19 protein-coding genes and 2 pseudogenes are annotated in these 25,199 nt (G+C 72.7%); 12 read left to right on the plus strand and 9 right to left on the minus strand.

Features of this window, described 5'->3' with window-relative positions:
- Window positions 1-167 precede the first annotated feature (167 nt).
- Both ACFWV2_RS26300 and mgt read right to left on the minus strand, forming a co-directional pair.
- Window positions 168-830 (minus strand): lysophospholipid acyltransferase family protein, encoded by a 663-nt coding sequence (locus ACFWV2_RS26300; RefSeq protein ID WP_384408378.1) that lies wholly within the window; start codon window positions 828-830, stop codon window positions 168-170.
- A gap of 138 nt (window positions 831-968) precedes the next feature.
- Entirely contained in the window at window positions 969-2,171 is a 1,203-nt protein-coding gene (gene mgt, locus ACFWV2_RS26305) for a macrolide-inactivating glycosyltransferase (protein WP_384408380.1), read from the minus strand.
- A gap of 138 nt (window positions 2,172-2,309) precedes the next feature.
- On the opposite strand from mgt, the gene ACFWV2_RS26310 reads away from it, so the two are divergent.
- The 4 genes from ACFWV2_RS26310 (at window position 2,310) to ACFWV2_RS26325 (ending at window position 7,782) form a co-directional block, all read left to right on the plus strand.
- Window positions 2,310-3,116, plus strand: coding sequence for an NPP1 family protein (locus tag ACFWV2_RS26310; RefSeq protein WP_384408382.1), 807 nt, complete (start codon window positions 2,310-2,312; stop codon window positions 3,114-3,116).
- Window positions 3,117-3,216: 100 nt separating this feature from the next.
- Complete coding sequence (locus tag ACFWV2_RS26315) at window positions 3,217-5,280, plus strand: pectinesterase family protein (RefSeq protein WP_384408384.1); 2,064 nt, start codon at window positions 3,217-3,219, stop codon at window positions 5,278-5,280.
- A gap of 87 nt (window positions 5,281-5,367) precedes the next feature.
- Window positions 5,368-6,474 carry a hypothetical protein gene (locus tag ACFWV2_RS26320; protein WP_384408386.1) on the plus strand — a complete coding sequence of 369 codons (1,107 nt, stop codon included), beginning with the start codon at window positions 5,368-5,370 and terminating at the stop codon, window positions 6,472-6,474.
- 135 nt (window positions 6,475-6,609) lie between these two features.
- Entirely contained in the window at window positions 6,610-7,782 is a 1,173-nt protein-coding gene (locus ACFWV2_RS26325; protein WP_384408388.1) for an alpha-hydroxy-acid oxidizing protein, read from the plus strand.
- A gap of 22 nt (window positions 7,783-7,804) precedes the next feature.
- Here the strand turns inward: ACFWV2_RS26325 and ACFWV2_RS26330 are convergent, their stop codons facing one another.
- The 3 genes from ACFWV2_RS26330 to ACFWV2_RS26340 form a co-directional block, all read right to left on the minus strand.
- A complete protein-coding gene (locus ACFWV2_RS26330; protein WP_384408390.1) occupies window positions 7,805-8,629 on the minus strand; it encodes an aldo/keto reductase in 825 nt (274 codons plus the stop codon).
- Between the two features lie 59 nt (window positions 8,630-8,688).
- Window positions 8,689-9,888, minus strand: a complete 1,200-nt coding sequence (locus ACFWV2_RS26335) for an MFS transporter (RefSeq protein WP_384408392.1) — start codon at window positions 9,886-9,888, stop codon at window positions 8,689-8,691.
- A gap of 146 nt (window positions 9,889-10,034) precedes the next feature.
- A complete protein-coding gene (locus ACFWV2_RS26340) occupies window positions 10,035-11,354 on the minus strand; it encodes a DUF2254 family protein (protein WP_384408394.1) in 1,320 nt (439 codons plus the stop codon).
- Between the two features lie 319 nt (window positions 11,355-11,673).
- Here ACFWV2_RS26340 and ACFWV2_RS26345 point away from each other — a divergent pair, with 319 nt between their 5' ends.
- Together ACFWV2_RS26345 and ACFWV2_RS26350 are read left to right on the plus strand one after the other, a co-directional pair.
- Window positions 11,674-13,575, plus strand: a complete 1,902-nt coding sequence (locus ACFWV2_RS26345; protein WP_384408396.1) for an alkyl/aryl-sulfatase — start codon at window positions 11,674-11,676, stop codon at window positions 13,573-13,575.
- 52 nt (window positions 13,576-13,627) lie between these two features.
- A complete protein-coding gene (locus ACFWV2_RS26350) occupies window positions 13,628-14,947 on the plus strand; it encodes a hypothetical protein (RefSeq protein ID WP_384408398.1) in 1,320 nt (439 codons plus the stop codon).
- Between the two features lie 189 nt (window positions 14,948-15,136).
- Here the strand turns inward: ACFWV2_RS26350 and ACFWV2_RS26355 are convergent, their stop codons facing one another.
- The 4 genes from ACFWV2_RS26355 to ACFWV2_RS26370 form a co-directional block, all read right to left on the minus strand.
- A complete protein-coding gene (locus ACFWV2_RS26355) occupies window positions 15,137-15,472 on the minus strand; it encodes an SHOCT domain-containing protein (RefSeq protein WP_384408400.1) in 336 nt (111 codons plus the stop codon).
- Window positions 15,473-15,884: 412 nt separating this feature from the next.
- Window positions 15,885-17,348 carry an oxygenase MpaB family protein gene (locus ACFWV2_RS26360; protein WP_384408402.1) on the minus strand — a complete coding sequence of 488 codons (1,464 nt, stop codon included), beginning with the start codon at window positions 17,346-17,348 and terminating at the stop codon, window positions 15,885-15,887.
- On the minus strand, window positions 17,345-18,031 hold the full coding sequence (gene uppS / locus ACFWV2_RS26365; protein ID WP_384408509.1) for a polyprenyl diphosphate synthase: 687 nt from the start codon (window positions 18,029-18,031) through the stop codon (window positions 17,345-17,347). Before uppS ends, ACFWV2_RS26360 begins: the two co-directional genes overlap by 4 nt.
- A 439-nt stretch (window positions 18,032-18,470) precedes the next feature.
- Window positions 18,471-19,670: a hypothetical protein gene (locus ACFWV2_RS26370; RefSeq protein ID WP_384408404.1), complete on the minus strand. Its 1,200-nt coding sequence runs from the start codon at window positions 19,668-19,670 to the stop codon at window positions 18,471-18,473.
- Window positions 19,671-19,751: 81 nt separating this feature from the next.
- On the opposite strand from ACFWV2_RS26370, the gene ACFWV2_RS26375 reads away from it, so the two are divergent.
- The 6 genes and pseudogenes from ACFWV2_RS26375 to ACFWV2_RS26400 all read left to right on the plus strand — a co-directional run.
- Entirely contained in the window at window positions 19,752-20,729 is a 978-nt protein-coding gene (locus ACFWV2_RS26375) for an ABC transporter substrate-binding protein (protein ID WP_384408406.1), read from the plus strand.
- A 164-nt stretch (window positions 20,730-20,893) separates the two neighbouring features.
- Window positions 20,894-21,829: pseudogene (locus ACFWV2_RS26380) on the plus strand (FecCD family ABC transporter permease); the annotation flags it as partial.
- Between the two features lie 335 nt (window positions 21,830-22,164).
- On the plus strand, window positions 22,165-23,214 hold the full coding sequence (locus ACFWV2_RS26385; RefSeq protein WP_384408408.1) for a FecCD family ABC transporter permease: 1,050 nt from the start codon (window positions 22,165-22,167) through the stop codon (window positions 23,212-23,214).
- Window positions 23,215-23,232: 18 nt separating this feature from the next.
- Window positions 23,233-24,069, plus strand: coding sequence for an ABC transporter ATP-binding protein (locus ACFWV2_RS26390; RefSeq protein ID WP_384408410.1), 837 nt, complete (start codon window positions 23,233-23,235; stop codon window positions 24,067-24,069).
- Window positions 24,070-24,127: 58 nt separating this feature from the next.
- On the plus strand, window positions 24,128-24,241 hold the full coding sequence (gene amiA / locus ACFWV2_RS26395) for a streptamidine family RiPP (protein ID WP_359674646.1): 114 nt from the start codon (window positions 24,128-24,130) through the stop codon (window positions 24,239-24,241).
- A gap of 91 nt (window positions 24,242-24,332) precedes the next feature.
- A pseudogene (locus tag ACFWV2_RS26400) lies at window positions 24,333-25,199 on the plus strand (hypothetical protein); the annotation flags it as partial.

Consider the following 25,199-nt stretch of genomic DNA (forward strand, 5'->3'; position numbering starts at 1 on the left):
CGTGACCGTCCCGGGCCGCTGGTGCTCCGGGAGTGCGTGCTCAGATCGGTGCCGTGGCCGGAGGCGCCGCGGCCGCCGCGGGGGAGTTCCGCCGTCTGGACGAGACGGCAGTTGATCCAGGTCTCGCCCGCGTCCAGGCCCGCGACCAGCTCGGGGTGCGAGGCCCGTCACCTGTGCGCCGCGGGTTCGCCGAGCGCCCCGGCCGCCGCCCGCCACGCCTCCGTGACGGCCCGGTGGGCCAGCGCCGTCGCCGCGCCCACGTCGGCGGGCAACCGCAGGGGCGTACCGATGTGGACGTGCAGGCCCGGTCTGCGGACAGGGGCCGTGAGCACCCCCGCGATCTGCTTCACGCGGCCGCCGGAGGTGATCCGGCGCGCCCCGGCCTGGCCGATGGGCACGACCGGCGCGCCGGTGGCCGCGGCCAGCCGGGCGAGCCCGGTGCGGAAGGCCTCCGGCGGGTTCTCTCCGGCGTCCGGACGCGAGGGGATGCGGCCCTCCGCGTACAGCATGACGTGCCGCCCCGAGGCGAGCGCGACCGCGGCGCCGTCGAGGGCGGTGGCGGCGCGCACCGAGTTGCGGTGGACGGGCACATAGCCCTCGCGGGTCAGGGCCCGGCCGAGCAGGGGGATCCGCCACAGCCCGGAGGTGGCGAGCAGGACGGGCTCGACGGCCAGCCGCCTGCGGAGCGCGGCGAGGACGAGCGCCGGGTCGGCCGTCGAGGTGTGGTTCACGACCAGGATGCTGCCGGGTTCGATCCGGGCCTCCGGATCGGTGGTCACGGTCAACCGGCCGAAGAACGGCACGACATGGGCGGCGAGACGGCTGAGCACGGGCGGGCCCCCTGGGTCCGAGGACGAAGCGCTGACCCCCTCATCGTGCGGTCCGCGCCCGCGCTCCACATGAGCACGCGTACTCAGCCGCCGTACCCGGGTCCGGACCCGTCCGCCCGGTCGCCGTCCCCGTCCCCGTCAGGACCCCGGGAGTTCGGCCTCGATCAGGTCGGCGGCCCGGCCCGTTCCGCCCTCGCGGGCCATCGCCTCCTGGATCTCCCGTGCGCGGCGCGCCACCTCGGGGTCGTCGAGCAGGGCCAGCATGTCCTTCCGCAGTCGCTCGGGGGTGACCTCCTCCATCGGCAGGTGCCGTGCCACGCCCAGGGACTGGAGCATGTCGGCGTTCCCGAACTGGTCGGTGGCCTGCGGGACGGCCACCATGGGGGTGGCGGTGGCCAGGCCCTCCTGACTGCCGCCTGCGCCCGCGTGGGTCACGAACGCGTCGGCCTGGCGCAGGATCGCCAACTGGGGTACCCAGGAGTGCACTTCGACGTTCGGCGGCAGGGTACCGAGTTCGGACGGGTCGACGAACCTGCCGATCTGCAGGACGACGTGCCAGCCGGGGAGCCCGGCGAACGCCTCGACGCAGTCCCGGTAGAAGCCGGGCTGCTTGGTGAAGGAGGAGCCGAGCGAGACCAGGACGACCTTCTCCGCGTCCGCCGGCCGCCGCCACCCGCCCTGGGCGGCGCGCTCGCCCTGGCAGGCGCCGACGAAGGTGTAGACGGACTCGTCGACGCGCTCGGCGTGCGGCTGGAGCGCCTTCGGGATGAGCACGAGCGCACGGCGCGGACGGGCGACGAACCTCTCGGGGTCGGTGTCGAGCCCGTGCTCCGCGAGCCAGGCCGCGAACCGCGCGTAGTACGCCTTGCCGCGCGGGGAGGCCTTGAGGTCGGCGGTCATCGGCTCGGCGACCTCCTCCTCGTACCCCTCCCAGGGCACGAGGTTGGGCCACAGGGAGACGGCGGGGACGCCCCAGGTGTGGGCGAGGACGGGTGCCGGATAGGCGGTGATGTCGTGGAGCACGAGGTCCGGCCGGTCCCCGTCGAAGGCTTCGGCGAGCTGCGGAAGGACCTGCACCGCGTCCCTCAGGAAGGGTTCCAGGTGGTCGATCAGTTCCGTCCCCCAGGCGTCGGGGTCGTCGTCCGTCGGAAGGGTCGAGGTGTACACGACGGGAGTGGCCCCGGTCTCCGCGACCTTGTCGGCGAAGGACGCGGGGACGGCGTAGCTGACCCGATGGCCCCGGGCGACGAGCTCCCGGACGACTTCGAGGCTGGGGTTCACATGCCCGTGGGCGGCGATGGAGAACATGGCGATGTGTGCGGGGGACGCGGTGGTGGTCATGACACTCACCTTAGGCGAGACGATACGTATCGTCTATCGGATTCCCTGGAGTTCCGAGCCCCGGGTCCGGCTATCGATGGCGGACGTGCCCGTCGAGTTCACGCGCGGTTCCTCCATTCATGAACTGTGCATGCCAAAATGGCGCCCCGCACCACGCCACCCGACCCAGGGGAGACAGTGAAGACACAGGCGTACGCCGCCAGGGGCGCCCTCGCCCTCGCCGGCGCTCTCACGTTGATCATCGCCCTGCCCGGCAGCGCCCTCGCCGCTCCGCCCCCGGCGCTGCCCGCCAACGCCGACGGACTGGAGCAGACGTTCCAGCCCGCCTACGACTACGACACCGACGGCTGCTACCCCACCCCCGCGATCGGGCCCGACGGCACCGTCAACGGCGGCCTCAACCCGTCCGGCGCGGTCAACGGCCAGTGCCGGGACTCCTGGGACCTCACCCAGACCAACGGATACGCCCGCGCGAAGTGCAACAACGGCTGGTGCGCCGTCATCTACGGCCTGTACTTCGAGAAGGACCAGGCCGTGGCCGGCAGCGGCCTCGGGGGACACCGCCACGACTGGGAGCACGTCGTCGTGTGGGTGCAGAACAACCAGGCGCAGTACGTCTCCACGTCCGCCCACGGCGCCTTCGACATCCACAGCCGCGACCGGATCCGCTGGGACGGCACCCACCCCAAGATCGTCTACCACAAGGACGGCATCGGGACGCACTGCTTCCGCCCCGCCAACACCAATGACGAACCGCCCGAGAACCACCAGCACACCTGGCAGTTCCCGAGCCTGGTCGGCTGGAACGGCTATCCGGCAGGCCTGCGCGACAAGCTCAGCGCGGCCGACTTCGGCAGTGCCGTCTTCGGTCTGAAGGACGGCAACCTCGCCTCCCACCTGGCCAAGGCCAAGCCGTCCGGCATCGCCTTCGACCCGTACGCCTGACAAGTCGAGGACGACGGCAACCTTTTCGCCCGCTGCGGCGACTACCGTCCGCCCGCCCCTTTCCGGGGCGGGTACCCCCACGGACGGAAGGACCCACGACATGACGGAGACCCGAAGCAGGGCGCGACACCGCAGGCGCGGAAAGGCGCTGGTCATCGGTGTGCCGACGGCGCTCGCCGCGGCAGGAGTCCTGGCGTACGGCACGGCCTTCGGCATGTTCGGCACGGACGCCCGGCCCGAGGCGGGAGCGGCGGACGCCCCCGCGTGGGCGCGCGCCGTCGCCGACGGCTTCGCCTCGGTCGACGCGCTCGGCCAGAAGGGCACGTACGGCGGGCGCGACGGCAGGACGGTCACCGTCCGCAGCCTCGCCGACCTGGAGAAGTACGCGACCGCACCGGAGCCGTACGTCATCGTCGTGGCCGGGACGATCACCGTGAACCCCACGGGCAAGGAGATCAAGGTCGCCTCCGACAAGACGATCATCGGCTCGGGCACCTCGGGTCACATCGTCGGAGGCGGCTTCTTCCTCGGCCAGGGCGTCCACAACGTGATCATCCGGAACCTGACGATCCGGGACGCGTACCAGGGCGTCTGGAACGACAAGGAACACGACTTCGACGCCGTCCAGATGGACGGCGCGCACCACGTGTGGATCGACCACAACGACCTGCGGCACATGGCGGACGGCCTCATCGACAGCCGCAAGGACACCACGTACGTCACGGTGTCCTGGAACAGGCTCGCCAACAACAACAAGACCTTCGGCATCGGCTGGACGGAGAACGTCACCGCCGACCTCACCATCCACCACAACTGGTTCCGCGAGACCGAACAGCGCAACCCCTCCACCGACAACGTCGCCCACGCCCACCTCTACAACAACCTGCTCCAGGACGACGCGGGCACGGGCGTCACGTCTTCCTACGGGAACTACGCGCGCGGCAGGACGCGGATGGTCCTGGAGAACAGCTACTTCCAGGGTGTGAACAACCCGGTGATCAAGGACGCCACCGCCGCCCTCGTCCAGCGCGGCAACCTCTTCTCCGGGACCACCGGCCGCAACGAGAGCGGCGGAACGGCCTTCGACCCGAAGACGTACTACCCGTACACCCTCGACCCGACCGCCGCGGTGCCGGCCCTCGTCAAGTCCGGAGCGGGCCCGCGCCCCTCCCTCGGCACCGCCACGGCGACGGCCGCACCCGCCGCCACCACGCTGACCGTGGCCAAGGACGGCAGCGGCCGGTTCACCAGCGTGCAGAAGGCCGTCGACGCCGTACCGGCGGGCAACACCTCCCCCGTGGTGATCCGGGTCGCGCCCGGCGTCTACCGCGAGACGGTCAAGGTGCCGTCGAACAAGCCCCACGTCACGATCGAAGGCACCGGCGCCAGCCGCAAGGACACCGTCATCGTCGAGGGCCACGCCTCCGGCATGACCAGGCCGGACGGCTCGGGGACGTACGGCACGGGCGGCAGCGCCACCGTCGCCGTCGAGGCCGACGACTTCCGGGCGCGCAACCTCACCGTCTCCAACGACTTCGACGAGGCCGCCAACCGGAACCTGAACGGACACCAGGCCGTCGCCCTCCGCACCGCCGCCGACCGGGTCGTGCTCGACGGCGTCATCGTCAGCGGAGACCAGGACACCCTCCTCCTCGACACCGCCGCCAAGGACCGGATCGGCCGGGTGTACATGACGGGCTCCTACGTGTTCGGGAACGTCGACTTCGTCTTCGGCCGGGCCACGGCGGTGATCGACAGGTCCGTCCTCACCCTGAAGAAGCGCTGGGACGGCACCTCCGCCGGATACGTGACGGCCCCGAGCACCGTCGCCGGCCGCAAGGGCTTCCTCATCACGCGTTCCACCGTCAACGGGGACGTCACTGCGGGCAGTTTCCATCTCGGACGTCCCTGGCACGCCGGCGGTGACGCGACCCTGGATCCGCAGACGACGGTCCGCGACAGCGTCCTCAGCGCCGCCGTCAGGACCACGCCATGGACGGACATGGGCGGCTTCTCCTGGAAGGCGGACCGCTTCGCCGAGTACCGCAACACCGGCCCCGGTTCGGGCCCGGCCCACGCCGACCGCCCTCACCTGACGCCGGCTCAGGCCGCTGCCCAGGACACCGCGCACTGGCTCGACGGCTGGACTCCCACCGCGGGTTGACCCGGACCGGCCGGGCGGGGGCCGCTGTGCGATCATGCGGAGGCCCTGGGGAGGGGCCGGAGACATGGGTGACACGAGGGGAGCGGTGTGAACGCGGGTGGGGAGCGGGACGGTTCGTCGGTGCCGGACGACGTGTGGGACCAGTTCCTGCGCGACTCGGTTGCAGGCGTGGGGAACGCGCCCAAGGAGCCCTCGGCGCGAGCCCGGCTCGTCGCCGACCGGCTGCGCGACGAGCCCCGCCCGGCCGAGGGCCGGCGTACGTACACACCGCCCCCGCCCCGGCGCGGGAAGGGCTGGTACGTGGTCGGGCTGCTGGCGGCGGTCGCCCTCCTCGTCGTGGCGCTGGACCCGTGGCAGATGATCGGCTCGTCCGACGCGGAGGGGCGGGCGGGGGCACCGCTCGCCCAGGAGGCGGAGCGCCCGACACAGGCGCCACCGCCGGAACCGGCCCGACGCCCCACGCTCGACGAGCCGTTCAGGGGGTCACCCGCGGCTCGCTGGGCGGACGGAACGGCCGGGATCACCCTCCCGGCCGCCCGTGCGACCGGCTGGATGAGCGCGACGCAGGTGGAACGGGCGCTGCGGCAGACCCGGGACTTCCTCGCCGCGTCCAACCTGGACCCGGCCGTCCTCGGCGGCGAGCTCCCCACGCGGGCCATCGCCCTGATCAACCCGCACCAGCGCGACGTCAAGGACTATCTGGCCGCCGCGTTCCGCACGCCGAGCGCGGAGAACGACCCGCTGCTGCTGTTCAGCCGCTTCGACGCGTCACACGCGCGCTTGGTCGGCGACGTGGTCAAGACCCGAGGCCGGATCACCTACCGGGAGGGCGAGCGCGGCGCACTCCAGGTCACCACCGACGTCACGTACGTCTACCCGGTCGCACCGGCGGAGGGCAACGGCGGCGACGAGGTCGTCCGCACCGTCGTGCGGCGTGAGGTGGTGCTGACCTGGGACGACCCCGCGAAGATCGTCACCGAGCCGGGGACGTTCTCCCTCGTCTCGTACAAGGTCGACATGACCAACGGCGGCTGCGACAACGACACCGGATACCTCACGCCGGAGTTCGGCAGGGACGGGACGGGCACCGGCCCCACCGACGGCGAGACCGTCGACCCGTACGACCGCAGTACGGAGATCGTCCGGGGGAGCGGCGCCCCCGACGGCGGGTGCAGGACCGCGACGCGTTCGTGAGGCGTGTCCCGCGCATCGGGACCGGACGGACCGCGCCATGGTCACACGCGCGCGTGGCGGGCACGATGGGGCCACCTCGGCGGGCGAGGAACGCGCGCCGAGGCGGCCGAGCCATCGGAAGGGACGAGTCTCCCCATGCCCCAGCACTACGGCGACTACCAGCACGAGATCTACCTCGACGGGCTCTTCGGGGTCCTCCCCACGCTCCCGATGACCTTCGCCGAACTGGAGGCGAAGGCCCGGGCGGCACTCCCGCCCTCGCTGTGGTCGTACGTGGCGGGCGGCGCGGGCGACGAGTACACCCAGGAGGCGAACGTGGCCGCCTTCCGGCACTGGGGGCTGGTGCCCCGCATGATGGTCGACGCCGCCCACCGTGACCCGTCCGTCGACCTGTTCGGCCTGAAACTGCCGTCCCCCCTGTTCATGGCCCCCGTCGGGGTCATCGGGCTGTGTGCCCAGGACGGCCACGGCGACCTGGCGACCGCCCGCGCCGCCGCGCGCACCGGCGTGCCGATGATCGCCTCCACGCTCTCCGAGGACCCCATGGAAGAGGTCGCCGCCGCCTGCGGCACCACCCCGGGGTTCTTCCAGCTCTACACGCCGACCGACCATGCCCTCGCCGAAAGCCTCGTGCACCGGGCCGAGGCGGCCGGATTCCGGGGCATCGTCGTCACGCTCGACACCTGGATCACCGGCTGGCGCCCGCGCGACCTCGCCACCAGCAACTTCCCCCAGCTGCGCGGCCACGCCCTCGCCAACTACACCTCCGACCCCGTCTTCAGGGCCCGCCTCGCCAAGCCCCCGGAGGAGGACCCGCGCGCCGCCGTCCTGGAGTGGGCGGGGGTCTTCGGGAAGCCGCTGGTCTGGGACGACCTGGCCTGGCTGCGCTCCCTCACCGACCTGCCGATCGTCCTGAAGGGCCTCTGCCACCCGGAGGACGTCCGCCGCGCCAGGGACGGCGGCGTGGACGGCGTGTACTGCTCCAACCACGGCGGCCGCCAGGCGAACGGCGGACTGCCCGCCCTGGACGCCCTGCCGGAGGTGGTCGCCGCCGCCGAGGGGCTCCCCGTCCTCTTCGACTCCGGCGTGCGCACCGGCGCCGACGTCGTCAAGGCCCTCGCCCTCGGAGCCACGGCGGTGGGCGTCGGCCGCCCGTACGCGTACGGGCTCGCCCTGGGCGGTACGGACGGCGTCGTGCACGTCCTGCGCGCGCTTCTCGCCGAGGCCGACCTGATCATGGCCGTCGACGGCTATCCCGCTCTCGCGGACCTCCGCGCGGACGGCGCCCTGCGGCGCGTACGGGTATGACGGACGGCCCCGACTTCCCGCCTCAGTCGAGGATGTCGGGGTCCGGTCCGGTGCGCAGCCCGCGGTCGAGTCCGTCGAACGCGTCCATCTCCTCGCCGCCGAGGGTGAAGTCGAAGACGTCGATGTTCTCGCGGATGCGCGCCGGGGTGACGGACTTCGGGATCACGATGTTCCCGAGCTGGAGGTGCCAGCGCAGCACCACCTGTGCGGGGGACTTCCCGTGCCGGGCGGCGATCTCCACGACGACGGGGTCGGCGAGGACGGCTCCCTGCGCGAGCGGGCTCCACGCCTCGGTGGCGATGCCGAGGTCGGCGTGCAGGGCGCGGAGTTCCCGCTGCTGGAGTGCCGGATGCAGCTCGATCTGGTTGACGGCCGGGACCAGGTCGCTGCTGTCGAGCAGCCGCCGCAGGTGGGCAGGCTGGAAGTTGGAGACACCGGCGGTACGGATTCGCCCGTCGGCGACCAGCTTCTCCAGGGCGCGCCAGGTGTCGACGTACAGGTCACGCGCCGGGGCGGGCCAGTGGACGAGGTACAGGTCGACGTGGCCGAGGCCCAGCTTGGCGAGGCTGTCGTCGAAGGCCCGGAGGGTGGAGTCGTAGCCCTGGTCGGCGTTCCACAGCTTGGTGGTGACGAAGAGTTCGTCGCGGGGGACGTCCGAAGCGGCGAGCGCCCGGCCGACCCCGGACTCGTTTCCGTAGACAGCGGCGGTGTCTACGGAACGGTAGCCGGCCTTGAGCGCGTGACCGACGGCGTCGCTGGTCTCCTCGTCGGACACCTGGAAGACACCGAAGCCGAGCCGCGGGATCCGGGCGCCGTCGTTGAGGGTGAGGGTGGGGAGCTGGGACATGGGCCGAACTGCTTTCTTCTCGATGACGGGTCTGCTCGTCGGGCGGGGTCGGGTGCGGGTCAGCGGTGTACGGGGGTACGGACGTCGGTGTCGGCGTCGACGGCTTCGGCCACTGGGGTCCGGCGTTCCAGGGCGGCGGACCAGAGGGCGAGGCCGAGGGCGGCGGCCGCGAGGGCGGCGCCGACCCAGTTCGGGGCGGTGTAGCCGAAGCCGGCGGCGATGACCAGGCCGCCGAGCCAGGCGGCGAGCGCGTTGCCGAGGTTGAAGGCGCCGATGTTGACCGCGGAGGCCAGCGTCGGCGCGCCGTGCGCCTGGTCGAGGACGCGCTTCTGCAGCGGGGGCACGGTGGCGAAGCCGAGCGCTCCGACGAGGAGGACGGCGACGGCGGCGAGGATCTTGTCGTGGGCGGCCACGGTGAGCAGTGCGAGGACGACCGCGAGCCCGGAGAGCGCGGCGTACAGCAGGGGCATCAGCGCACGGTCGGCGTACCGGCCGCCGATGAGGTTGCCGAGGAACATGCCGACGCCGAAGAGGACGAGCAGCCAGGTGACCGCACCGTCGGAGTAACCGGTGACCTCGGTCATCATCGGGGCGATGTAGGTGATCGCGGCGAAGACGCCGCCGAATCCGAGCACGGTCATGGCCATGGCGAGCAGCACCTGCGGGTTGCGGAACGCCTTCAGCTCGCCGCGCAGTCGGCCTCCCTCAGAGCGGGGCATGGCCGGGACGAGCTTCGCTATGCCGAGCAGCCCCACGACACCGAGCGCGGCGACGATCGCGAAGGTGGTGCGCCAGCCGACGGCCTGCCCGACGAAGGTGCCGAGCGGTACGCCGACGATGTTGGCGACGGTCAGGCCGGTGAACATGGTGGCGATGGCGCCGGCCTTCTTGTCCGGGGCGACGAGCCCGGCGGCGACGACGGACCCGATGCCGAAGAAGGAGCCGTGCGCGAGCGAGGCGATCACGCGGCCGGTCAGCATCGTCCCGAAGCTGGGGGCGAGTGCGCTGAGCACGTTCCCGAGCACGAACAGCCCCATCAGGAGCATGAGCATCCGCTTGCGGCTCACCTTGCCACCGAGGACGGTCAGCAGTGGCGCGCCGACGACGACGCCGAGAGCGTACCCCGTGACCAGCAGGCCCGCGGTGGGGATGGAGACACCGTAATCGGCGGCGACATCGGGCAGCAGCCCCATGATCACGAACTCGGTCGTGCCGATGCCGAAGGCACCGACCGCGAGAGCGAGGAGTGCGAGCGGCATGCCCGCTCCTTTCCGTCGTTGCTTGAGCGATCTCTTTATGTGCCTCCACAATAATTGCATGCGCGCTATACGTGCAAACGCAGGTATCCGGTGTGCTCTCGATGGATTGGGTCGCCGCGCAGACATGCGCCGACGAGGTGCTTCGGTCAGTTCGTGGGAACGTCCCCGCCCGGTGGCCCGCCGAGACCCTGCGGGTCGGCGGCGGCCGCGACGTCTCGGAGGAGCGGATCGGGCGCCGCCGCGGCCCCCAGGCGGTTCAGCGCGTCCAGGCGCTCGTCGACCGGCAGGCGCCTGTCTTCCGGCACGGCGGCCGCCACGCGCACGAGCAGCGCTCGCGTGCGGCGGGCGACCTGCGGGTTCCCCGCTCCGTACAGCAGCGTCTCGTCGAGGGCGAGCGAGACGAAGTCCCGCCAGTGCGGAGCCGGATAGGACACGCGCGGGGTGCCGGTGCCGTCGAGCAGCCACGCGTCACCCAGCGAGCGGGTGGCCAGCCGCAGGAGGGCGTCCTCGATCTGGTCCAGCGCCTGCACGGCCGTGGTCGGATCGTTGACGGCCGGCGAGAGCGCCCGCACGGCGATGTCGGCCAGGAGCCGGATGCCGTACGTGGTGTCCTGCTCCACCGTGCGGCTCGGGCCGTAGCGGACGCAGGCCGCGACCCGGTCCGACAGCCGGGTGCCCACGCTGCCGACCGAGCGCCCCGGCTCCACGAAGGCGATCGTGCCGGGCGCGCCCACGAAGTGGCCGACCGCGCTCACGAAGCGGATCCGCACGTCGTGGCGGACGGCGAGCCGCACGAGGCCCGGTTCGTCGAGCGCGACGATGACGGCCGGCCGGCCCCGGTGGACGACGGCCACCCGCGCCACCTCCGGCGAGGGATCGACGTCGAGCGGCGGTGACCGGTCCGCCCCCGGCGGATACGTCTGGTCGATGACCGTCCGGAGCCGGTCGCCGACCGCACGGGCGAGACCGCCGCCCGTGACGGCGTGCCGCAGCGAGGCGAGCAGGTACAGGACGATCAAGGAATCGACCAGGACGAGGCCCACGGCGAGGGTCACGCTCACCCGGGGCACGTCGTCGTCCTGGATGTGGCTCAGGGCCACGAGCGCGTAGAGGGCGGTGCCGATGAGCAGGCCGAAGAGCACGAGGTAGCGGCTGAAATGACCGAGTGCCGCGACCAGCCGGGGGGACATCGCCTGGACTGTCTGGACGATGAGGGTGATGGCCGTGACGATGAAGCCGGCGAGCCTGATCATGCCGCCGGCGATGGCGGCGAGTGTGGCCTGCGCGGTGGAGGCGTCGAAGCTCAGCCCCGTTGCGGGCAGATGGCGCTCGAGCCTGGGTACCGACCACCCGAGGAGGCCGCCGGCGACCACGAGGAGAACCGCGAGCGTACGGCTGCGGGTGTTCCGGGCCCGGTGGGACCCCCTGTTCCGCCTCGGTGCACGCGCGCGGGAGGGCGGCGTCATCGCGACCGCCGGGGAGCGGGGCCGCGGGTCGTGGACCGGGGGGAGGCGCGGACGTTCATCAGCCTCCTGACATGACGAGGCGGCTCGTACTCTCCGGGACGTCCATCGTGCAACCGATCACCGGCCACGGCGAGCCGTGCCGCGGCGCCGAGAGCCGGCCGCGGAGCATCACGTACGCCCACCGGCCTTCCTCGGACAGGGCCCCCGCATCCCCCGGACGGAGTACGCCCGGTCGTACCCGGGCCCCCTGCGGTGAAGGGTGACGATGACGCGTCGGCTCACCAGCGGGCGCGGGGAAGCGTGTGAGAGGGAGCGAGACATGCCGCAGAACTCCGAGTCCCGGCCCGCCGAGCGGAGCATCGTCCAAGCCAACGCGGCGATGCTCCGGCGGTTCCCCTTCGACGACACGCGCGACTTCGACGACGCCCGCCACGGCTTCATGGGCACCGCCGACGAGCCGGTGATCCGGAACGCCGAGGGGCGGACGGTCTGGGACCTCGACGCGTACGGCTTCCTCGCGCAGGACTGCCCGGAGACGGCCAACCCGAGCCTGTGGCGACAGAGCCGCCTCGCCGCCGAACACGGCCTGTTCGAAGTGGTCGAGGGCATCTACCAGGTGCGCGGCTTCGACCTGTCCAACATGACGGTCGTCGAGGGTGACCGGGGCGCCCTGGTGATCGACCCGCTGATCTCGGCCGAGACGGCCGCCGCGGCCCTCGCCCTCTACCGCGCCCACCGAGGGGACAGGCCGGTCACCGGCGTCCTCTACACCCACAGCCACGCCGACCACTTCGGCGGCGTACGGGGCGTGCTGAGCGACGAGGAGGTCGCGGCCGGGGTGCCGGTCATCGCGCCGCGCGGCTTCCTGGAGCACGCGGTGAGCGAGAACGTGTACGCCGGTACGGCCATGGCACGCCGAGCCGCCTACATGTACGGAGCCGCACTGCCCAAGGGAGAGCGCGGGCAGATCGGCGCGGGGCTAGGCCAGACCACCTCGACGGGCTCGGTCGGCCTCATTCCGCCGACCCTGGACATCACGCGCACCGGGCAGACGGAGACCGTCGACGGCATCCGCATGGTCTTCCAGATGACGCCCGGCACCGAGGCCCCCGCCGAACTGAACATCCACTTCCCCGACCACGCCGCGCTCTGCATGGCGGAGAACGCGACCCACAATCTCCACAACCTGCTCACCCTGCGGGGAGCGGAGGTCCGCGACCCGAGGGAGTGGGCCCGCTACCTCACCGAGGCCATCGACCTGTTCGGCGAGGGCACGGACGTGGCCTTCGCCTCCCACCACTGGCCCGTCCGGGGGCGCGAACGAGCCCTGGAGTTCCTCTCCGAGCAGCGTGACGTCTACGCGTACCTGCACGACCAGACCCTGCGCATGCTCAACCAGGGCCTCACCCCGCTGGAGATCGCCGAGACGATCCAGATGCCACCGGCTCTGGAGAAGGCCTGGCACACGCACGGCTACTACGGCTCGGTGAGCCACAACACCAAGGCGGTCTACCAGCGCTACCTGGGCTGGTTCGACGGCAACCCCGCGCACCTGTGGGAGCACCCGCCCGTGGAGGCGGCCAAGCGGTACGTCGACTTCATGGGCGGCGCCGAGGACGTGCTGCGCCGGGCCCGGCAGTCCTTCGCCGACGGCGACTTCCGCTGGGTGGTCCAGGTCGTCAACCACGTGGTGTTCGCCGACCCGGACAACACCGAGGCCCTCGCCCTGCAGGCCGACGCCCTGGAGCAGCTCGGATACGGCAGCGAGAACGGGACCTGGCGGAACTTCTACCTCATGGGAGCGCTGGAGCTGCGGCAGGGCTCCGTCGGAACGCCCACGGTCACCTCCTCCACCGACTTCCTGAGCGCGCTGACGCTCGACCAGGTCTTCGACACCCTCGCCATCCGCGTCGACGGGCCGCGCTGCTGGGACGCCGACATCACCGTGCGCTGGAACCTCAAGGACGCGGACGCCGTCACGCTCCGCCTGCGCAACGGCGTGCTCACCCACGTCAGGGGAAACGGCCCGGCGGCAGCCCCGCCCGACGTCGAGGTGACGCTCGGTGAAGCCGACCTGCGCGGTCTGCTGTTCGGCCAGATGGAAGCCTCCGACCTGGTGCGGCAGGGGAGGGCGGAGACGGAAGGCGATCTGGGGAAGGTGACGGAGCTGCTGGGCTACCTCGGCACCCCGGACCCGGACTTCGCCATCGTCACCCCATGAGAAGGACGTCGACTGGGACCGTCAAGCGATCGTCATGAACGAGGAGGCGCCGGTGTCGGACGCAGGATCGACCGCGAGGGACGACGGGCGATCGGAGCTCCACGAGCTCCGTGAGCGGGTGGCCACGCTCGAAGCGGAACGGACACGCCCGCCGCGGCACCGCGTGCAGTCCCTCCTGGCCGCCGTACTGATCATCCTCGGCTGTGTCCTCGCACCCCTCGGCATCGTCTCCGCCTGGGCGGCGGACGAGGTGGGCGACACCGACCGTTACGTGGCGACCGTGGCCCCGCTGGCCTCGGACCCCGACATCCAGGACGCCGTCGCCACCAGGGTCACCGACGTCCTCATGAGACGGCTCGACCTGCCGGCCCTGCTGTCCGACGCCACCCCGGCGGAACGGCCCCGCCTGGAGAAGGCGCTGGGCAGGCTCGGTGACTCCCTGGAAGGCGCGGTCCGCAGCTTCGTGCACGACAAGGCACGGGCCGTCGCCGGTTCGGACGCCTTCGCCACCATCTGGACGGAGGCCAACCGCACGATCCACGCCTCCGTGAACAAGGCACTCACCGGCAGCGGAGGCGGCGCGGTGCGACTGGAGGACGACACGGTCACCCTCGATCTCGCACCCGTCGTCGAGCTGGTGAAGAAACGCCTGGTGGACGAGGGGATGCAGGTCGCCGGACGGATCCCGGAGATCCACACCGACTTCACGCTCGTACGGTCCGACGACATCGGCAAGGTCAAGACCTACGTACGGCTCCTGCAGATCGCCGGCAACTGGCTGCCGGTCCTCGCCGTCCTGCTGGTGGCCGGCGGCGTCCTCCTCGCCCGACGGCGACGCAGGGCCCTGGTCGCCGGTGCCCTGGCGGTGGCCGTCACGACGGGGCTGCTCGGCATCGGACTGCGGGTCTTCCGGGCGGTCTACCTCGACGCGCTGCCGGCCGGAGTCTCCCAGGGAGCCGCCGGAGCGGTCTACGACACCATGACCCATCTGCTCCACACCATGATCAGGATGGCCGTCGTCCTGGGCGTCGTCGTCGCCCTCGCCGCCTGGCTCACGGGGCGGGGCCGACGCGCCGGTCTCGTCAGGGGCCTGTGGACGTCGGGAATCGGAGCGGCCCGCACCACGGCAGACCGCGCCGGCCTGCGTACGGGGCCGGTGGGCCCGTTCGTACGCCGGTACCGCACCGGGATCGTCTGGACGCTGGTCGCGGCGGCGCTCGTCGTCTACCTGCTCTGGTCCCACCCCACCGGCTGGGTCGTCGTCGGTCTGACGCTGGCGCTGCTCCTCGCCCTGGCGGTGGTGGAGTTCCTTGGCGCGGGGGCGCGGTCCGAGGAGGCAGCGGCGGCGAAGGCCGCGGCGCCGCCGATGTGAGACCGGCCGGGCGGTCGGCGGCGCGCAGGGCCGTCGGGGCCGGCCGCGGCGGCAGGCCGCGTCGGTCATGCGCCGTGCCGCGTTCGCGTCCACAGCTGCCATGGCCCGCCGTCCTTCGCGGCCCGGGCGTCTGTCACCCCGGCGCCGGGTGGGGTGCCTCCGGGGAGGCGTCGGTCGGCTCGTCGGCCCTCAGGAGTTCAGTACGCGGGCCTTCTCGGCCGCGAACTCCTCGTCGGTCAGCAGCCCCTGGGCCTTGAGGTCGGCGAGCGCGGTGAGCTGCGCGACCCGGTCGGTGGCGGCAGGAGCCTGCGCCTGCGCGCCCGGGGCGGGCGTCTGCGGGGCCGTCTGGGCCGCCGCGCGGGCGGCGGCCTGGTCGACGAGCGCCTGTTCCTGGGCCTGCGCGGCGAGCTCCTGCTGTGCCTGGCGCTCGGAGGCGCCTCGTTGCATGCGGTGGGAGACCGCGTTCGCGGTGCCGGTGATCGCGGCTGTGCGGGCCATCGTGCCCAGCAGGCCGGATCGTCCCATCACCTCCATGAAAGACGATTTGTCCGGTCAAGGAGATCCTGCGGGCTCGTGCCTCGGGCGCATCTCGGCCGCCGGACCGGACGCCGACGGGGCCCCGACGGCGGACCCCGACCGCGGGCTCAGAAGCAGACGGCGACCAGGGCCTCGCGGGGGGCCGTTGCGCGATGCCGAGCCACGGGCGCGTAGCCCCGCCCTGGCGGATCGGGTTCCGGAAGGTGCGCGGCTCGCTCCTGCCGATTCTCGTCTGGACCGGCGTCGCGTGCTGCACGTACGTCGTCCACGACCCGGCTGAGCGTGCCCGGCATGCGGCCGGAGCCCGCAAGGGCGGGCTCCGGCCGACGACGCGTGGACCACGTCATCGGCCGCCGCCCGTGAGACGGGCTGACCATGAAGATCCGCGTCGTCGCCGACCCTATGCGTCGGCGAGGAGGGGGTCGTACGGGGTGCTCGTGCGGCGGCCGGACATGAAGGAGAGGAAGTCGCCCACGAAGGCGCTCCGGCCGTAGGCGCCACCGGTGGCCGGGAGGTCGCGGTGGAAGGCGGTGCGGAAGAGGGTCCGGTACTCGTCCGCGTCGATGGTCCCGCTGCCGTCCTTGTCGGTGGCGTCGAACAGCACCTCGGCGACGCGGATGAGCGCGGGTCCGGCGAGGGAGGGAACGGCGGCGGCGTACTCCTCGGTGCTGACGCGGCCGTCGCCGTCCGTGTCGAGCGCGGCCTGGAGCTCGCGCCACCAGGCGGCGAAAGCGTCGTAGAGCCGGGTCTCCTCGGGTTCGTCGAGATCGAGGCGGGTGGAGAGTTCGCGGGCCATGGCCGCCAGGTCGGGCCAGTCGAGGTGGCCGTCGCCGGTCTGGTCCAGCACCTGGCGGAAGAACTCCTCGGCCGAACGCCGGCCCTCGCCCCCTGCCGCCGGAGGTGCCGGGTCCGGGTCGGCGTCGCCGCCCAGTGGAGCGAGGAGGCGGAGCAGCGCCGACGCCCGCTTCATACGGGCGCGCAGGGCGGTCACGGTCCGGGCGCGGGGGTCGTCGTCACCGGGCCGGAGCGAGAGGACGTCGATGATGCTCTCCGCGTTGATCCAGCCCGCCGGCAGGAAGCGGGCGAGCCCGGCGGCGAGGTAGGCGCCCTGCATGAGGGCCGCGGCGCCGGGCATCTCCGGAAGGCCGGCCCGGCGACGGTACGGCGCGGGGAGCGAGGCGACGGTGATCGCACCGAGGAGCGGACCGGCGACGGCCCGGCCGGCCGCCCACAGCGTCGGGGCGCTGTCGAGCAGCGCCGGAGCGGGCAGGTGGTCGAAGAGGTGGTAGAGGATGACACGGGCCGCCTCGGTGTTCTCCAGCTCGTCCTCGACGACCCTGTCGAAGTACCGCCAGAAGTCTCCGACGTCTTCCGGGAGTTCGCCCGCGTCGCCGTCGAGCGCGGCGAGGAACGCCCGGTACTCGGCGTACATCCGCTCCATGGTGTCCTGGTCGAGCGGCTGGCCGCTCAGCCGGCACATGGTGACGGCGCTCTCGAAGAGGGTGGCGACCACCCAGGCACGGGTCGGGCGGTCCAGGGCGTCGTAGGTGCGGCCGCGGGCGTCGGAGCCGCTCATGCGGGCGTGCAGCCGGTTGAGCCGGGCGGCCTCCCGTTCGCGTACCGCCGGGTCGGGGTCGAACATGCGCCGCATGCTGAGGAAGGTGTTGCGGAGGCGGCGCCAGGGGTGCGCGACGAAGGTGGAGTTGTCGACGAGAGCGGCGCCGATCTGCGGGTGAGCGGCCTCCAGCACGGTGGCGCGGATCATGGCCAGCGCCCAGCGCGGGTCGTCGAGGAGGGCGCGGAACTGCGATTCCGGGCCGAACAGGGGTGTCTCGTCGGCGCTTCCGGGGGTTTCGATCGTCATGACGGGTCTCCGTTCGTCCGTGGCGGCACGCCGCCGAAGCGGCGGTCGCGGTGCCGGTAGGCGTGCAGGCAGGCGAGGAAGTCGGGGGCCCGGAAGTCCGGCCAGAGCGCCTCGGGGAAGACCCACTCGGCGTAGGCGACCTGCCAGAGCATGAAGTTGGAGATGCGCTGCTCGCCCGAGGTGCGGATGACGAGGTCCACGTCGGGGGTGTCGGGGAACGGCAGGTGGTCCGCGAAGAGCCGCTCCGTCACGTCGTCGGCGGGCGTGCCGCTGCGGATCAGCGACCTGGCGGCCTCGACGATGTCCCGGCGACCGCCGTGGTCGAAGGCGACGGTCAGCGTCATTCCCCGGTTGTCGGCGGTCAGTGCCGTCAAGTCGTCAAAGTCGGCCGCCAGTTCACGGGGAATGCGGGGGTCTGCGACTCCGAGGAAGCGGCAGCGGATGCCCCGCGCGAGGAGCAGTGGCGCGTGCTTCCGCACGACCCGGCGGACCAGACGCATCAGGTAGTCGACCTCGGCCCCGGGGCGTTTCCAGTTCTCGGTGGAGAAGGCGTACAGGCTGAGCCACTCGACGCCGGCCGACCGGGCCGCCTCGATGACGTCGATGACGGTGGTCTCCGCAGCCCGGTGGCCCGCCGTCCGGGGAAGCGAACGCCGTTGTGCCCAGCGTCCGTTGCCGTCCATCACACAGGCCACGTGCCGCGGCACCGCTCGTACCGGTCCATGGCCCTGCCACCGCTCGCCGGGCTCCTCGATCTGGTGTTCCGGTCCCGCCCCGTCGTCCTGCCGCGGCCCCTCGGGCTCGTCAACGTACGGTCGCCCGCCCGGCCGGTCCTCCGTCACCGCGCGTGCGCGCGGAACGCCGTGGTCCGTCACGCTCGGCCCCGTCCCGTCCGGCCCCGTAGCGCCGTGTCCCGTCCCGTCCGCAGCGGCACGACCCGTCGTACCGCGCCCGGTCCCACCCACACCGCCTCGCCGCCCCCGACCTCGCCCACGCCCCACCGACGCGTTCTCCTCCGGGAGTCTGGCAGCGCGCAAGGGCCTGACCGGGGGAGATGGGCGGTTGTCACCCTTGGCGCGTACGTCCGAGGTCCCCGCGCGGTCAGACCTCTCCCCGGCACCGTCAGCGGCCCACGGGGTCCCCCTCCGCCCCGTCGTTCCGGCCGAGCAGCATCATGTGTCCGCCGTGATCCAGCGGCGTGTCCCACCGCAGCCGGGTCGTCTCGTGGCCTGTGGCGGCGTCGATGAGATGCACCTCGCCGTGGCCGCCGCGGGTGACCGCCACCCAGTCGGAGCCCGGCGAGGCGGCCACCGCACGGCGCTGGACGCCCTCCCAGGGCGTGCCGCCGCGCCTCGGCGCGCCGTCCATGGCGGGGAGGGGGACACGGCGAAGGGAGTCGTCGGCTCCCAGAAGCACCAGTTCGTCGCCGTCGGGGTGGATGCGGGTGAAGGCCGTGTGATTCCGGGCGAGAGCGAGCCGGAAGACGAGGCCGGGGCCGAGTTCGGTGTGCAGCGTGCTGCCCGTCTCCAGGTCGTGGCGCCACGCCTGGTTGGTCCAGTCCGGCCACCGCAAGGGGTCCGGGGGGCCACCGCGCAGGGTGCTCCACAGCGCCCGTCGACGGGTGTCGAGGCGGAGGTACCAGCCACGCGCAGGCGATTCCCATGGAATGACCGACTCGGCCACGAGGGTGTCCCCCCTCCTTCGCGCCGCGTGCACTCCGGCGCTCGTGGCGGCGAACACCCGCTCCGACGCGGGGTCCTGGGCGTCACCGTGCCCGTCGTCCGGCAGCGGCAGAAGGGCGTGGGGCGTCACCACGGGACAGCCCGGCGGGGCCGCTAGGAGATCCGCGAACCGGTGGACGGCCAGCGCGCCGGGTTCCCGGTGCCGCAGCACGACGAGCGGATCGCCGCCGTCCAGCACCGTCACGCCCGGTTCGCCGACGCGGGTGCGTACCCGCGCGGCCTCGCCGGTGGCCAGGTCGACGACCGTCAGCAGGTCCGACCACGGCTCGGTGCTCCGGCCGAGGCCGGTCGTGACGACCAGACGGCGACCGGTCGGATCGCAGGCCAGGTGCTCGGCCGGCACGGCGACCGGGACCGCGTGCTCCACGAGCCGGGCGCCGAAGGGGTCCAGCACGAGCAGCTCCCCCCGGCGGTCGTCGACGCAGGCCACCCGCCCTCCCGGGAGGGCCAGGAACCCGGCGTGCTCGGAGAGGTGACGGCCGGTGAGGCGCCCGGTGACGGTGCCGTCCGGCACGGCCAGGGCGTACACGACTCCGTCCATGTGATCGGAGACGAGCAGCGCGGAAGCAGTGGCGTTCATGTGCCCTCCAGGTATTTAGTGAAAACGATTATCATGTATGTTCGGTGAGTTCCAGGTTCCCGCGAAGAATTGAGGACGTCGATGCTGCGCGCACCGTCGAGATTTGTCCGTATATGGGTCACCGCTGCGGTGGCGAGTTCCGTTCTGGCCGGCTGCGGCTCGTCATCGGGCGAGCGCGTGAGCGACAAGGCCGCGCCGGGCGCGAAGACCGAGATCACCGTCGAACCCATCAAGGCCGCCACCCAGTTGACCGACGTCAACGGTGTCAGGATCTCCCTGGCGAAGCAGCCGGAGCGGATCGTCTGCCTGTTCGCGCTCTGTGACGACATCCTGACCGAACTCGGCATCGTCCCGACGGCCACCAACGGTTCGCTGCTCGCCCACCCCCGATTCCTCGGGGAGGGGGAGGCCAAGAAGGTCCACGTCATCCCCGGCGGGTTCATCGCACCGGAGGTGGAGGCGATCCTCTCCCACAAGCCGGACCTCGTGATCGGCCTGGGGGACACCCACGGCAAGCTCGCCCCCGCGCTGAAGGGCGCCACCACGTTCTGGGCCATGCAGCCCGAGACCTGGCAGGACAGTGTGGGCTACCTGCGCGCCGCCGCCGCCCTCACCGGCCGTACCGCCGAGGGGGAGAAGGCCGAGAGGGCCTTCCGGGCCAAGCTCGCCACGGCGGAGAAGGCCCCGAGCGACAGGACCGCCCTCATCATCTACGGCAGTGACGAGAACTTCGGCGTCGCCACCCCGGAAGGCGACGTGACCGCCGGCCTGTTCCCCAAGATCGCCCGGTATCCGTGGAAGTCCCGTGGTGTGGAGGGCAGTTACAGCCTGGAAGAGATTCTCGCCCGGGACGTCGACGTGCTGTTCGTCGAGACGATGAGCTTCGGCGGCGCGGACGGCAAACTGTCGGAGAAGCTCGCGAAGAACCCCCTCTGGAGCAAGATCCCGGCCGTGAGGAACGGCGACGTCCACGAGGTGAACTCAGAGGTCTGGGCCAAGGGGCGCGGTACGCGGTCGCTGGGCATCGTCCTCGACGAGGCCACGGCCGCGCTGCGGTGAGGACGTCCTCGTCGGTGACGAAGGCTGCGGACGGAGCGGCGGACAGGGCCGCGGGTGAGGCGGCAGACCACGCGGCGGATCGCGCGGGGGAGCGTAGGGCGGACGCGGCCCGGCGGCCCTCGCCAGGGGTACGGGCGTGGCAGCCCTTCCTGGTGATCGCGGCGCTGACCGCCGCGTCGCTCTGCACCCTGTGCTTCGGCACCCCCGACGTGCCGCCGCACCGGCTCGCCGCCGCGGTGCTGGACGGTGACACCACGCTCGCCGGGATCGTCGTCACCGAACTCCGCGTGCCACGGCTTGTGTTGGCGCTGATCGCCGGAGCCTGTCTGGGTGCGGCGGGGCTCGTGCTCCAGGAGGCGCTCCGCAACCCCCTGGCCGTGCCGGAGATGCTCGGTGTCTCGTCCGGGGCGGCGCTGGGAGTGGCCGCGCCGCTGGTACTGACCCTCTCCGTGCCCGCCGCCGTCCAGCCCCTGCTCGCCCTCGGCGGGGCCGCCCTCGGCGGCGGCCTGACCCTGCTCGCCGCCGGTCTCGGGCGCAGCCCGTCCGCCGTGCTGCTGACCGGCGCCGCGGTCGCGGCCGCCCTGCAGGCCGCGCTGCTCGTTCTGATGGTCATGGCCGACCAGCTCGATCTGCAGCTCATCTACCGTTATCTGCTGGGCTCCCTCTCCGCCCGGACCTGGGACGACGTCGCGGGCCTCTGGCCGTGGCTGCTCGTCGCGGTCCCCGCCCTCGTCCTGTGTGCGCCGGTGCTCTCGGTGATGCGGCTCGGCGACGAGGACGCGGAGGCGCTGGGCGTGCGCGCCCAGCGGGCGCGGCTGGCTGCGCTCGCCATCGCGGTCGTGCTGATCGCGCCCGTCACGGCCGTGTGCGGGCCGGTGGCGTGGGTGGGTTTCCTCGCCCCGCACCTGGCCCGCTGGTTCAACCCCGCTGCGGGGGCCGTGCGTTGGCTTCCGTGGTCCGCCGCGTGGGGGGCCGTCGTCGTGACGGTCGCCGACGTCCCCGCCCGGCTGGCACTGGCGCCCGTGGAGACACCGGCGGGCGCGTGGACGGCCTTGCTGGGCGTACCGGCCGGGGTCGCCCTGATGCGGTCGGGCCGCCGTGACCGGACGGTCGGGCGCAGCGGACCGGGCGTTGCGGCCGTCGTGCGCACCCTGCTGAACGGACGGCGGACCGTGCGCTCCGACGCGGGCGTCGGGCCGGCGTCCGGCGGCGCGACTTCCGTCGAGACGGGTCTTGTCGGGAAGTCGCTCGTCGAGCCGTCGTCCGGTAGGGCGCCATTCGCCGAGCCGGCGTCCGGCGCGCCGACGTCCGCCGAGCCGGGTCCCGTCGGAGCGTTGCTCGTCGAGTCGTCGTCCGGCGGGTTGTCGTCCGCCGAGTCGTCGTCCGGCGGGGCGCCGAAGAACGGGCGTCAGGACGAGCCCCCTGCCGGCGGAGTATGTCAGCCCCCCGTGGAGAAGACCGGAACGGAGGACGCGCGGTGAGCCGGCGTTTCGCGGCGCTCGCGGCACTGGCCGTCGTGTGCGCAGGAGTGGAACTCGTGGCCGGGCGCGGCATGTCCCCGGGCGCGGTCTGGGACGTGCTGGGCGGTGGCGGCGACGCGACGGAACGGCACATCCTGCTCCAACTGCGGCTGCCCAGGACGCTGGTGGCCCTCGGTGCGGGTGCGTGCCTCGCCGTGGCGGGTCTCGTTCTGCAGTCCGCGCTGCGCAACCCCCTCGCCGGGCCCGAGGTGACGGGGGTGACGCCGGGCGCGGTCCTCGGGGCCGTCACCGCGACGGCGCTGGGACTCGCCGGATGGGACTCGCCCCTGGCCGTGGTGCTCGCCGCGTGCGCGGGCGGATGTGCCGGGGCGCTGCTGCTCTGGCTGTTCGTCGGCCGCGCGGGTGGTGACCCCGCCCAGACCGTCGTGCACGGCGTCCTGGTGTCCGCGGTGCTCGGCGGACTCACCGCCATGGTGCTGCTCGTCGAGCCGGGGGAACTCGGCAGCGTCGTGCAGTGGCTTGTGGGCACCACGGAGGGCCGGGTGTGGGAGCACTGGCACCTGCTGTGGCCGTGGGCCCTGGTCTGGGGGGTCGCGGCCTGGTTGCTTGCCGGCCCGCTGACCCTGCTGCGCTGCGGTGACGATATCGCCCTGGCCGCAGGCCTGTCCGCCGGGCGGGCCCGCACCCTCGCCCTGATGTGCGCGGTGGCGCTGACAGCCGGTGCGGTGGCCGCCGTCGGAGCGCTGGGCTTCGTGGGACTGCTCGTCCCGCATCTGGCCCTGGCCGTCTTCGGCGCGGACCTGCGGGCGGGTCTTCCCGGCGCCGCCCTGCTGGGCGCGGTCGTGGTGTGCGGGGCGGACGCCGCGGCGCAGCTGTCCTCGCGCCTGCTCGCCGAGACGCTGGACGCCGGGCGGCTCACCCTTCCGGTCGGCGCGCTCACCGCCTGCCTGGGCGCCGTCCTGCTGCTGGTCGTCGTGCGCCGGGCACCGGGCCGTACGTTCTGAAGTCGACGGAGGAAGAGCATGACCCTGACCCAGTCCGTGGGAATTCACGTCGAGGGGGTCCACTTCGGCTACCCCGCACGACCCGTGCTGCGGGGCGTCGACATGAGCGTACGGCCCGGTGAACTGACCGCCCTCATCGGTCTCAACGGCTGCGGCAAGTCGACCCTGCTGCGGCTCGTCGCCGGGCTGCTCCGGCCGGGCCGGGGGCGGGTGCGGCTCGGCGGGGACGACCTCGCCGGACTCTCCCGGCGCGCCACGGCTGCCAGGGTGGCGCTGCTGCACCAGTCCGCTCCGGCCGTACCGGGAATGACGGTCCGGCATCTGGTGCGGCAGGGGCGGTACGCGGCTCGGGGCCCGCTGGGCATGCTGCGCGAGGGCGACGATCCCGTCGTACGCCGGGCGCTGCGCGATGTCGGTGTGGAGGAGTGGGCCGACCGGGACATGGACGCGCTGTCCGGCGGTGAGCGCCAGCGGGTGCGGCTCGCGATGGCGCTCGCCCAGGACACCGGTGTCCTTCTGTTGGACGAGCCGACCACCTACCTGGACCTGCATCACCAGCTCGACGTGATGCGGACGGTGGTCCGCCTGCGCGAGGAGCGCGGGCTCACCGTGGTGATGGTGCTGCACGACCTGGCTCACGCCGCCCGGTTCGCCGAGCGCATCGTCGCGCTCCGCGACGGGCGCGTGGTCGCCGACGGTGCGCCGAAGGAGGTCGTCACGCCGGGGTTCCTCGCGGACGTGCTGAAGGTGGCCGGCCGGGTGGGCCGGGACCCCGAGGGCGGCTGGCCGGTGTGTTACCCAGATCACCCTCTCCCTGATCCAGAAGATCTAGAAAATGAAAATCAATTCCATTAGTGTCGTTCGTGAGGCGCTCATCCGAACGCCTCATCTCCCTTACGAACAAGGAGAGTTCATGGACAACGACCAGATCTTCGCCCCGATCGCCGACCCGGGTCAGCTGGCCCACGCCTCGGCCACCCACTCCAACGCCCTCGTCGAGAACCCCTTCGAGGACACCGAGGAGTAATCGAGGCCTCACCACCCTCGACCGTGGGCCCGCCCGTTGCCTTTCGGGCGGGCCCACGCCCATCCCCATCCCTGTCGTCAGGAGGATCGTCGTGTCCCGCACCCGGCTCGTACCCGGTGTCGAAGTCGTCTCCGTGCCCGGGCGAGGCCTCGCCGTCCGCACCACCGAAGGAGAGTTCCTCAGCGTCAGGACACGAGAAGCGGACGTGAGCGCCGTGCTCTCCCTGCTGTCCGGAACCGGCGACGCCGCCCTCGCGGACGAGGAACTGCACCGTGTCGTGCGGGCCTTCGAGCAGGCCGGCTACCTGGCGGACGAACCCCCGCTCCGGCGGTGGCCCGCCGCCCGACGCGACATCCGGCTCCTCGGCGACCCCGCACTGACCCGACCGCTGGCCGCGCACCTGGCGGCCCTCGGCGCCGAGCCACGGACGACACCGGTCGTGACCGCTCCGGACACCGCACCGGTCGAGATCGGGGAACTGCTCGCCGGTGACCCCGCCGCTGTCGTGTGGTGCCTCGACGGCCTCGTACCCGACGGGCTGTGGGAGGCCGCCGACCGGCTGCCCGAACACGGGGTCGCCTGGCTGCGGTGCCACCGCGAGGGCTGGCAGGCGTACGTCGAACCCCTCGCCGCCGCTCCCGGAGACGTCACCTCGGCCCACGTCCGGGCCCGCCGGCTCGCCGCCACCCCGGCCCACCACGAGCTGGCCGCCTACTGGAGCGGACCCCGTACGTCCGGCGCACCGGCCCGGCTCACCACCCCCGCCGCCGCGCTGCTCGCGGCCCTGCTCGCCGACGACCTGTGCCGGTGGGCCACCGGGGCCCCCGACACCCCGGCCGGGCTCCCGGCCCGGCGCCTGCTCCGCCGGGTGGACCTGCGCAGGCTGACCGTCACCGAACACCCCGTCCTGCCGGTGCCCGCCGTCGCGCCGGTGGCGTCGGCCGGGATGCGGGAGGCT

The organism is Streptomyces sp. NPDC058671 (assembly GCF_042716475.1).
Taxonomy (GTDB): Bacteria; Actinomycetota; Actinomycetes; order Streptomycetales; family Streptomycetaceae; genus Streptomyces.

What these genes read in the sequence shown, in the direction of transcription:
- mgt (WP_384408380.1), bottom strand. Translation starts at nt 2,171, where the DNA reads ATGACCACCACCGCGTCCCCCGCACACATCGCCATGTTCTCCATCGCC.
- ACFWV2_RS26310 (WP_384408382.1), top strand. Translation starts at nt 2,310, where the DNA reads ATGGCGCCCCGCACCACGCCACCCGACCCAGGGGAGACAGTGAAGACA.
- ACFWV2_RS26315 (WP_384408384.1), top strand. Translation starts at nt 3,217, where the DNA reads ATGACGGAGACCCGAAGCAGGGCGCGACACCGCAGGCGCGGAAAGGCG.
- ACFWV2_RS26325 (WP_384408388.1), top strand. Translation starts at nt 6,610, where the DNA reads ATGCCCCAGCACTACGGCGACTACCAGCACGAGATCTACCTCGACGGG.
- ACFWV2_RS26330 (WP_384408390.1), bottom strand. Translation starts at nt 8,629, where the DNA reads ATGTCCCAGCTCCCCACCCTCACCCTCAACGACGGCGCCCGGATCCCG.
- ACFWV2_RS26335 (WP_384408392.1), bottom strand. Translation starts at nt 9,888, where the DNA reads ATGCCGCTCGCACTCCTCGCTCTCGCGGTCGGTGCCTTCGGCATCGGC.
- ACFWV2_RS26340 (WP_384408394.1), bottom strand. Translation starts at nt 11,354, where the DNA reads ATGACGCCGCCCTCCCGCGCGCGTGCACCGAGGCGGAACAGGGGGTCC.
- ACFWV2_RS26345 (WP_384408396.1), top strand. Translation starts at nt 11,674, where the DNA reads ATGCCGCAGAACTCCGAGTCCCGGCCCGCCGAGCGGAGCATCGTCCAA.
- ACFWV2_RS26355 (WP_384408400.1), bottom strand. Translation starts at nt 15,472, where the DNA reads ATGGGACGATCCGGCCTGCTGGGCACGATGGCCCGCACAGCCGCGATC.
- ACFWV2_RS26360 (WP_384408402.1), bottom strand. Translation starts at nt 17,348, where the DNA reads ATGACGATCGAAACCCCCGGAAGCGCCGACGAGACACCCCTGTTCGGC.
- uppS (WP_384408509.1), bottom strand. Translation starts at nt 18,031, where the DNA reads ATGGACGGCAACGGACGCTGGGCACAACGGCGTTCGCTTCCCCGGACG.
- ACFWV2_RS26370 (WP_384408404.1), bottom strand. Translation starts at nt 19,670, where the DNA reads ATGAACGCCACTGCTTCCGCGCTGCTCGTCTCCGATCACATGGACGGA.
- ACFWV2_RS26375 (WP_384408406.1), top strand. Translation starts at nt 19,752, where the DNA reads ATGCTGCGCGCACCGTCGAGATTTGTCCGTATATGGGTCACCGCTGCG.
- ACFWV2_RS26385 (WP_384408408.1), top strand. Translation starts at nt 22,165, where the DNA reads ATGTCAGCCCCCCGTGGAGAAGACCGGAACGGAGGACGCGCGGTGAGC.
- ACFWV2_RS26390 (WP_384408410.1), top strand. Translation starts at nt 23,233, where the DNA reads ATGACCCTGACCCAGTCCGTGGGAATTCACGTCGAGGGGGTCCACTTC.
- amiA (WP_359674646.1), top strand. Translation starts at nt 24,128, where the DNA reads ATGGACAACGACCAGATCTTCGCCCCGATCGCCGACCCGGGTCAGCTG.